This is a genomic window from Pseudomonas sp. FG86 (genome assembly GCF_057808775.1).
The window spans coordinates 1-8,715 of sequence record NZ_JBMDIS010000145.1 but is presented as its reverse complement, the minus strand read 5'-3'; the positions used below and the strand labels follow the sequence as shown (position 1 = coordinate 8,715).

The window sequence follows — 8,715 nt, the reverse complement described above, 5'->3', positions numbered from 1 at the left end:
GTTACTTTTGGGGCTCTTTTCCAAAAGTGACCCGCCGTAAGGGCGGAACCGCCAGCCGCCGTTACCACAGAAACGGATATGTACACGGCCCCCCCAGCCGCCGTTACCGCAAAAACGGATATGTACACGGCCCCCCCAGCCGCCGTTACCGCAAAAACGGATATGTACACGACCCCCCCCAGCCGCCATGACCACAGCAACAACTATCCCCCAAACCCTATACCCGACCAAAACCATCAACATTTCTTGATCGCCATCAAGCGGTTTTCCCCCCACGCCTCCCTATCATCCCCTGGCCAAGCAATGAGGAAGCGACCATGTCAGAGACCTTCACCAAGGGCATGGCCAGGAATATCTACTTCGGAGGAAGCGTGTTCTTCTTCCTGATTTTCCTGGCCCTGACCTACCACACCGAACAAACCTTTCCCTCCCGCAGCAATCAGGACCTGCTCACCGATTCCGTCGTACGTGGCAAGAGCGTCTGGGAGCGCAACAACTGCGTCGGCTGCCACACCCTGTTGGGCGAGGGCGCTTATTTCGCGCCGGAGCTGGGCAATGTGTTCAAGCGCCGGGGCGGGGAGGAGGGGTTCAAGCCGTTCCTGCATGCCTGGATGAAGATGCAACCCCTGGGTGTACCGGGGCGGCGGGCCATGCCGCAATTCAATCTCAGTGACCAGGAGGTGGACGATATGGCCGAGTTCCTCAAATGGAGCTCGAAGATCAATACCAATAACTGGCCACCGAACAAGGAGGGCTGAGCCATGCGCAGTGCCAATCCATACCTGAAATTCCAATCCCAGGCCGTGGCCAAACCGTACTTTGTGTTCGCCCTGATCCTGTTTCTCGGCCAGGTGCTGTTCGGTTTGATCATGGGCCTGCAATACGTGGTCGGTGACTTTCTGTTCCCGTTGATCCCCTTCAACGTGGCGCGGATGGTCCACACCAACCTGCTGATCGTCTGGCTGCTGTTCGGCTTTATGGGCGCGGCGTATTACCTGGTGCCCGAGGAGGCTGACCGTGAGCTGCACAGCCCGAAACTGGCGATCGTGCTGTTCTGGGTGTTTGCCGCCGCCGGGGTGTTGACCATCCTCGGCTACCTGCTGGTGCCGTACGCGGCGTTGGCCAAGCTCACCCATAACGAGCTGTTGCCGACCATGGGCCGTGAGTTCCTGGAGCAACCGACCATTACCAAGATGGGCATCGTCGTGGTGTGCCTGGGCTTCCTGTACAACATCGGCATGACCCTGCTCAAAGGGCGCAAGACCACTGTCAGCATGGTGATGATGACCGGGCTGATCGGCCTGGCGGTGTTCTTCCTGTTCTCGTTCTACAACCCCGGCAACCTGGCGCGGGACAAGTTCTACTGGTGGTGGGTGGTGCATCTTTGGGTCGAAGGCGTGTGGGAGCTGATCATGGGCTCGATGCTGGCTTTCGTGCTGATCAAGGTCACCGGCGTCGACCGCGAAGTGGTGGAGAAATGGCTGTACGTGATCATCGCCATGGCCCTGATCACCGGGATTATCGGTACCGGTCACCACTTCTTCTGGATCGGTGCGCCCGAGGTGTGGCTGTGGGTCGGTTCGATCTTCTCGGCCCTGGAGCCGCTGCCGTTCCTGGCGATGGTGATGTTTGCCTTCACCATGGTCAAGCAGCGTCGGCGCCAGCATCCCAACCGCGCGGCCACGTTGTGGGCCAAGGGCACCACGGTCACGGCGTTCTTCGGCGCGGGGGTATGGGGTTTCCTGCACACCCTGGCACCGGTCAACTTCTACACCCACGGCACTCAACTCACCGCGGCCCACGGGCACCTGGCGTTCTTCGGGGCCTACGCGATGATCGTGATGACGCTGATCAGCTACGCCATGCCACGCCTGCGGGGTATCGGTGAAGCGCCGGACGCACGTTCGCAGACGCTTGAGATCTGGGGGTTCTGGTTGATGGTGTTGTCCATGGTGATGATCACCCTGTTCCTCACCGCCGCCGGGGCCGTGCAGGTCTGGTTGCAACGCTGGCAGGTGGACGGAGTGGCCTTGCCGTTCATGGCCACGGTGGAGCACTTGCAGGGGCTGTTCTGGGCGCGGTTGGTCAGTGGGGTGGGCTTCCTGATCGGGTTGCTTTGCTACCTGTTCAGTTTCCGGCAACGCGCCCGCATGGCGGGCGCACCGGTGCCGATCGTCTACTGAAGGTAACGCGGTCCAGATGTGGGAGGGGGCATTGCCTCAATGCCCTCTCCCTCATTTGGATCGCGGTGTGCCCGTCCAATCCCCACTAGTTGGAGCCAACCCCATGGCCTTTACCCTTGAGCTGGAAGAGTGGGTCGGCAGTGCCTGGCATCGCTTTATCACCCGCCGCGCCAGTGCCGATTTCCCGGCGGCACGGGTCGAGCTGGTCGACCGCCAGCGGAGCCTGGCGATGCTGTTTCGCGCCCTGGGCGGGGCCAGCGGGATCGCCCTGGAAGCCGCCAGCGAGCGTGATTTGCTGCTGCGCCGCAACCTGCTGATGCGCATCGCCGGTACCTGCAAGCAGGCGCCCCTGGCCTCCTGCGATGGCAACCGCCTGCGCCTGCCGTCGAGCCTGGCGGTGTATCCCACGGTTGCGCTGAACCTGGAGTTGTACCGCTGGCTGGCCTTGCTGGCCGCGCATGCAGGGCCGATGACCCACTGGGCCCGTGACAACCAACGCTGGACCTGGTTGGTGCTGCAACGCTACCCGGCGATGCTGGCCAGCTATCAGCGCCTGGTGGAGGCCCATCTGGTATTGCGCCCCGACCCCGCCAGCCTCACGCCCGGCGAGGCCGCCCTGGAAAAAGCCCTGCGCAAGGCCCTGCGCGAACCCGGCAGCGTGCGCCAGTTACCGCGCAGTGAGCGCGCCGCCTGGCCGCTGCCCTTATGGCTGTACCCGCCGTTGCACCTGGACACGCCCCAGACCGTGGGCCTGGATGACGAGGGCGACGACCTGGCCACGCCGGCCGGCGAGCAGCAGGGCGCGCCCAAACGCGCCAGCCGCGTGGATGACCACAGCCGCGACGGCGGCCTGCTGGTGGTGCGCCTGGAAAACCTGTTCAGTTGGAGCGAACACGTCGACCTCGATCGCTGGGCCGACGAGAGCGAGGACCCCGACGCCGCCCGTGTCGCCGAAGACTTGGACGAACTGAGCCTGTCGCGCCAGCGCGTGCGCAAAAGTGGCGGTCTCAAGCTGCACCTCGACCTGCCGCCGGCCGACGTGGATGACATCCCCCTCGGCGAAGGCATCAAGTTGCCCGAGTGGGACTACCGTCAGCAACGCTTGCAGGAGGGCTTCGTCAACCTGCAACTGATGCAGCCGCGTGCCGATGCGCCGCAACCCTTGCCCGCGCGGCTGCGTGGCCCGGCCCAGCGCTTGCGTCGCCAGTTCCAGCAGCTGCGTACCGACCGCCAATGGCTGCGCCAGCAACCCCAGGGTGCGGAACTCGACCTGCAGGCTTGGGTGGACTTCCATGTGCAGCGCCAGCATGGCGACTGCGTCGAGCGGGGCTTGTACCAGGAGCAGCGGCACACCCGACGCGACCTGGCGTGCCTGTTGCTGGCGGACCTGTCGATGTCCACCGATGCGCATTTGAACGACGAGCAAAAGGTCATCGACGTCATCCGCGACAGCCTGTTGCTGTTTGGCGAGAGCCTGGCCGGGCTGGGGGATGCGTTTGCGCTGTATGGTTTCTCGTCCCTGCGCCGCCAGCATGTGCGTCTGCACCCGCTCAAGACGTTCGCGCAAGCCTATGACGACCGTACCCGTGGCTGCATCCAGGCGCTCAAGCCGGGTTATTACACGCGCATGGGCGCCGCGATTCGCCAGGCCACCCAACTGTTGGGCGCTTGCAAGCAGCGGCGCAAGTTATTGTTGCTGCTCACCGATGGCAAACCCAATGACCTGGACCTGTATGAGGGGCGCTATGGCGTCGAAGACACGCGCCAGGCTGTGGTAGAGGCGCGGCGCCAGGGCCTGGTGCCGTTCTGCATCACGATCGACAAACAGGCCGGGGATTACTTGCCCTACATGTTCGGCGCCCATGGCTACACCCTGATCCGCCAGCCGCAACAACTGCCGTTGCGCCTGCCGCAGCTGTATCGGCAGTTGACTGAAGGTCAGTAGAAGGTGCGCGGCAACCAGAAGAACATTGCGATGCAAAACAGCGCCAGGCCCAGGCAGAACCACTGGAAACGCCGCAACCGGCGTGCTTGTACATGAGTGTTGGAAGCGGGCAGTGCCATGCCGCAGTGCGCGCACTCCTGGCGTGCGTCGGCATGGCGCTGCTGGCAGTACAGGCAGGTTTTCACTCGAACTGCTCCAGGCGCAGGCGATCGAGGATGGCGATCTGGCGACCGTCCTGGGTGATGATCTTTTCGTCGATCAGGCGGCGGATAATCCGCGAAAACGTCTCCGGCTGGATCGACAAATGCCCGGCGATCAATTGCTTGGCCATGGGCAATTCGAAGCGGCTGTCAGTGCTGTGCAAGTGCATCAGCTGGGTCAGCAGGTAACGCACCACGCGGTGGGTGGCGTTTTTCAGCGAGAGGGTTTCGATCTCGTTGACGCGCTGGTGCAGGCGCACGCACAACTTGCCGAGCAGGGCGAAGGTCAGGCGGCTGTTGCTTTGCAACAAGCGCATGTAGGTGGCGTTGGACAAGCGATACAACTGGGTGGGGCACACGGCTTCGGCGCAGGCCACATAGTTGGGGGTGTCCATCAGCATCATGGCTTCGGCGAAGGTCTGGCGCTCGCCGATGACTTCGAAGACCTTCTCTTGGCCGTCCGGGGTCAGGCGGTAGATCTTCACCGCGCCGGCAATCACAAAGTAAAACGCATCGGCCGGTTCGCCCTGGCGGAACAGCGGCTCACCCTTGTCGACACTGAGCAACTGGCTGCTGCCCATCAACACGTCGAGTTCTTCCTCGTTCAACGGCTCGAACAGGTGGTGGCTGCGCAGGATCTGGTGATGTACGCGATGCAGCACCATGCCCGGCTCCTTGAGCGTCAGCGGGGCGTTCACACCAGCACCAGCGAAAGGCTGCTGGCAGCCGCCAGCATGGAACCGAGGATCACAAACCAGGCGAGGGGGACATAGGCGTTTTTCATCATGGCTCCAAAGCACGCTAAAGGTGTTGTAGGAGCGAGCTTGCTCGCGAAAAACCCACAGACACCGCGTTTAATCAGGATGCCCGTGTCATCGTTAACGTTCTTCGCGAGCAAGCTCGCTCCTACAGTGAGCGCAAGCGTAAGCGTTGAGCTGCCGTTGCGACTTGATCTACGACAAGGGCAACGCACGCCCATCGGCGCAACATTGCCGCAGTCCTGAAGGGAGACCGTGTTATGCAAGTGCTCGATCGGCGCAAGGCTATGTCGATTACCCCGTTGTTCCGCTTGGCGTTCCGGCCATTTTTCCTCGGTGCCTGCGTGTTGGCGGTGCTGGCGATCCCCGTGTGGCTGCTGGCCCTCGGCGGCCAGTTCGGCAGTTGGCAACCGGCCGGTGGCTGGCTGGCCTGGCACCGGCATGAACTGTTGTTTGGCTTCGGCCTGGCGATCATCGCCGGGTTCCTGCTGACGGCAGTGCAGACCTGGACCGGTCGCCCCGGCATCAGTGGCAATGCCTTGGCGCTGCTCGCCGGGCTATGGCTGGCGGCCCGCCTGGGCTGGTTGTTCAACCTGCATTGGCCGCTGCTGGCGGTGCTGGAGCTGACGTTCCCCCTGGCAGTGGCGGCGGTGATGGGCTGGACCCTGTGGCAGGTCCGCCAGAAACGCAATTATCCGATTGTGCTGGTGCTGGCGCTGCTGACCGTGGCCGATGCGCTCTCGCTGTATGGCTTGTTGCGCAATGACCTGGGCCTGCAACGCCAGGCGGTGTTGACCGGGCTGTGGCTGGTGGCGGCGATGATGGGCCTGATCGGCGGGCGGGTGATTCCGTTCTTCACCCAGCGCGGCCTGGACCGGGTCGAGGCGGTCAAGCCCTGGCCGTGGCTGGACCGCGTGTTGCTGGGCGGCTCGATGCTGGTCGCGGTGCTCTATGGGGCAGGGCCGGCGCTATCGACCAACCTGTGGATCGGCCTGCTGTTCGCCGGCCTCGGGCTTGGGCACCTGCTGCGCCTGGTGCGCTGGCATGACCGGGGCCTGTGGCGTGTGCCGCTGCTCTGGTCGTTGCACCTGGCGTATGCCTGGCTAGCGGTCGCCTGCCTGGGCATGGCGCTGTGGCATTTCGGTGCGCCATTCAACCCCAGCCTGGCGGTGCATGCATTGACCATTGGCGCCATGGCCGGCTTGATCCTGGCCATGATCGCGCGCGTCAGCCTCGGCCACACCGGCCGCGCCTTGCAGCCGCCGGCCGGGATGACCCTGGCGTTTGTGCTGCTCAACCTGGCCTGCGTGAGCCGAGTGGCGCTGGTGCTGCTCTGGCCCCTGGCTGCGCTGTGGCTGGCCGGCCTGTGCTGGAGCGTCGGGCTCGGCCTGTATCTGTGGCGTTACGGGCCGATGCTGTGGCAAGCACGGGTCGATGGGCATCCAGGTTAGGAGAACGTCGTGCTCTATTCCACCTTGTTGATCGTGCATCTGTTGGCGGCGATTGCCTTTATCGGCACGCTGTTTTTCGAAGTCGTGATCTGGCACAGCGCCCGTGAGGAACTGGCCTGGTCGGCTCAGTTCACCTCCGATCATGCTATCGCGCGGCGCTCACGCCAGGTGCTGCATGGCGTGGTGGTGCTGCTGTACGGCGCTGGCATCGGCCTGGCCTGGCACTACCGAGGGGTGTTGAGCGTGCCCTGGGGCAGCCATTTTGCCGCACTGCTGAGCCTGAAAATCGTGCTGGCCCTGAGCATCATCGGCCATTACCTGTGGCTGGCGTACCTGCTGAGCCATCAGCGCCTGAGCCCCAGGCGTGCGACGTGGATTCGTCGCAGCATCCTGGTGCATATGGTGGTGATCGTGATCCTGGCCAAGCTGATGCTGCGTTGATCAGGCCACGGGGCTTAGTGCCTGGGCAAACAACACCTCGTTCTCCAGGTGGATATGCTCGCGCAGGTCGTCATGAAAGGTCGTCAACTGGCTGTACAAACTGCGCCAGGTCCCACAGGCGCTCGGCGGTGCGGTGATGCGATCGGTGAGGCTCAACAGCTGTTCCAGCGCCTCGCCGTGCTGGTCATGCTCATGCCGCATCACCTGGATCGGCATGGCCGCCTGCGCGCCCATGCCCATCTGCAGCATCGGGAACAGCACCTGTTCCTCCTTGAGCATGTGGTTTTCCAGTTCCTGCTGGATATCGCGCAGCAGGTCCGCGAGGCCGTTGGGGCATTGCAGATGGTGGCCATGGACCTGTTCGACACGACTGGCCAGGCGAATCAGCTCCGGCAGTTGTTCGCGATGCCGGGCGTGGTAGCGGGCCAGTAGATGGTCGATCAATTGATCCTGGGGTTGGGTGTTCCAGTCGCTCAGGCTCATCGGGTTTCCTCATTGGGATAGCGGTATGTGCCGGTGGTTGCAGGCGCCGTGCCAACTGAAAAACCATTGATAAATAAGGCTTTATTGTGAGGTGAGGTGATCATGACCACCCTATGCCAGGGTAATGCGAACCCCATCAGGGTCGATGCGACCCTGCCGCCCGACGCCATCCTTGGGCACAGTCAGGTGCTGCGGCAATTGCTCGATGAGTTGGCGGTACTGGCGCAGACCGAGTTGCCGGTGCTGTTGCTCGGTGAGACGGGCGTCGGCAAGGAGCTGTTTGCCCAGCGCCTGCATCACCAATCGCGGCGCTGCCACCGGCCGCTGGTGCAGGTCAACTGCGCGGCGCTGCCGGAGGCGTTGGCCGAGAGTGAGTTGTTCGGTCACGTCAAGGGCGCGTTCTCCGGCGCCAGCCACGACCGCGCCGGGCGTTTCGATGTCGCCAATGGCGGCACGCTGTTTCTCGACGAGGTGGGCGAGTTGCCCTTGAACATTCAGGCCAAGTTGCTGCGTACCCTGCAAAACGGCGAGATCCAGCGCCTGGGGGCCGACCGGCCTTTGCATGTGGATGTGCGGATCATCGCCGCCACCAACCGCCATCTGCCGGACCGCGTGCGCGACGGCCTGTTTCGCGCCGATCTGTATCACCGGCTTTCGGTGTATCCGGTGGCGATCCCACCGCTGCGCGAACGTGGCGATGACATTCTGTTGCTGGCCGAGCACTTCGTTGAGCTCAACCGTGCGCGCCTGGGGCTGCGCGGTTTGTGCCTGCCCCCGGCGGCGCGCCAGGCCCTGCTGGGCTATGCCTGGCCGGGCAATGTGCGTGAGTTGGAGCATGTGATCAGCCGTGCGGCGTTAAAGCTGTTGTGTCGGGGCGGCAGCCGTCCGTTCATGAGCCTGGAGCCGCAGTGGCTGGGGCTGGGCGATGCCATGCCGGTGCTTGAACCGGTGGTGTTGGGCGGTGAGGTGTTCCAGCCGTTGGCGGTGGCGGTGGATGAGTGTCAGCGTCATAAGATTCGCCAGGCTCTGGAGCATTGCGGCGGTAATTGGGCGAGTGCGGCGCGTTTGTTGGGGGTGGATTCGAGTAATTTGCATAAGTTGGCGCGGCGGTTGGGGCTCAAGTAGTTTGGGGTTGGGGGGAGGGTGCTTGCTCCCGTGGCGGCCTGTGGGCTGACCATTTGCGGGCCTGATGTATGGAGGTCAAATGTGGGAGGGGCGGTGCGACGATTCGACTTGCCCCCGATGGCGGCCTCT

General features: G+C 63.5%; 8 protein-coding genes and 2 pseudogenes. 6 read left to right on the top strand and 4 right to left on the bottom strand.

Going from position 1 to position 8,715, the window contains the following annotated elements; all coding sequences use genetic code 11:
- Positions 1-317: 317 nt before the first annotated feature.
- From ACODSV_RS35185 to ACODSV_RS35175, 3 genes are all read left to right on the top strand, one after another.
- Positions 318-758, top strand: coding sequence for a c-type cytochrome (locus ACODSV_RS35185; protein WP_024075002.1), 441 nt, complete (start codon positions 318-320; stop codon positions 756-758).
- A gap of 3 nt (positions 759-761) precedes the next feature.
- The gene (locus ACODSV_RS35180; protein ID WP_024075003.1) at positions 762-2,183 is read left to right on the top strand and encodes a cbb3-type cytochrome c oxidase subunit I; all 1,422 of its coding nucleotides are present in this window, start codon (positions 762-764) and stop codon (positions 2,181-2,183) included.
- Positions 2,184-2,286: 103 nt separating this feature from the next.
- Positions 2,287-4,128, top strand: a complete 1,842-nt coding sequence (locus ACODSV_RS35175; RefSeq protein ID WP_150054809.1) for a nitric oxide reductase activation protein NorD — start codon at positions 2,287-2,289, stop codon at positions 4,126-4,128.
- Here the strand turns inward: ACODSV_RS35175 and ACODSV_RS35170 are convergent.
- The 3 genes from ACODSV_RS35170 to ACODSV_RS35160 are packed head-to-tail and all read right to left on the bottom strand — an operon-like array spanning position 4,122 to position 5,226.
- The gene (locus ACODSV_RS35170) at positions 4,122-4,313 is read right to left on the bottom strand and encodes a protein DnrP (RefSeq protein ID WP_150054808.1); all 192 of its coding nucleotides are present in this window, start codon (positions 4,311-4,313) and stop codon (positions 4,122-4,124) included. The genes ACODSV_RS35175 and ACODSV_RS35170 overlap by 7 nt on opposite strands.
- Entirely contained in the window at positions 4,310-4,993 is a 684-nt protein-coding gene (locus ACODSV_RS35165) for a Crp/Fnr family transcriptional regulator (protein ID WP_041160915.1), read from the bottom strand. The genes ACODSV_RS35170 and ACODSV_RS35165 overlap by 4 nt, the downstream gene beginning before the upstream one ends.
- A gap of 29 nt (positions 4,994-5,022) precedes the next feature.
- Positions 5,023-5,226, bottom strand: coding sequence for a hypothetical protein (locus ACODSV_RS35160; RefSeq protein WP_024075007.1), 204 nt, complete (start codon positions 5,224-5,226; stop codon positions 5,023-5,025).
- Positions 5,227-5,346: 120 nt separating this feature from the next.
- On the opposite strand from ACODSV_RS35160, the gene ACODSV_RS35155 reads away from it, so the two are divergent.
- Positions 5,347-6,537: an NnrS family protein gene (locus tag ACODSV_RS35155; protein ID WP_150054500.1), complete on the top strand. Its 1,191-nt coding sequence runs from the start codon at positions 5,347-5,349 to the stop codon at positions 6,535-6,537.
- A 9-nt stretch (positions 6,538-6,546) separates the two neighbouring features.
- On the top strand, positions 6,547-6,978 hold the full coding sequence (locus tag ACODSV_RS35150) for a membrane protein (RefSeq protein ID WP_024075009.1): 432 nt from the start codon (positions 6,547-6,549) through the stop codon (positions 6,976-6,978).
- Here the strand turns inward: ACODSV_RS35150 and ACODSV_RS35145 are convergent.
- Positions 6,979-7,449, bottom strand: a pseudogene (locus ACODSV_RS35145) (hemerythrin domain-containing protein); the annotation flags it as partial.
- Between the two features lie 156 nt (positions 7,450-7,605).
- On the opposite strand from ACODSV_RS35145, the pseudogene ACODSV_RS35140 reads away from it, so the two are divergent.
- Positions 7,606-8,586 (top strand): annotated as a pseudogene (locus ACODSV_RS35140) (sigma 54-interacting transcriptional regulator); the annotation flags it as partial.
- Between the last annotated feature and the right edge of the window lie 129 nt (positions 8,587-8,715).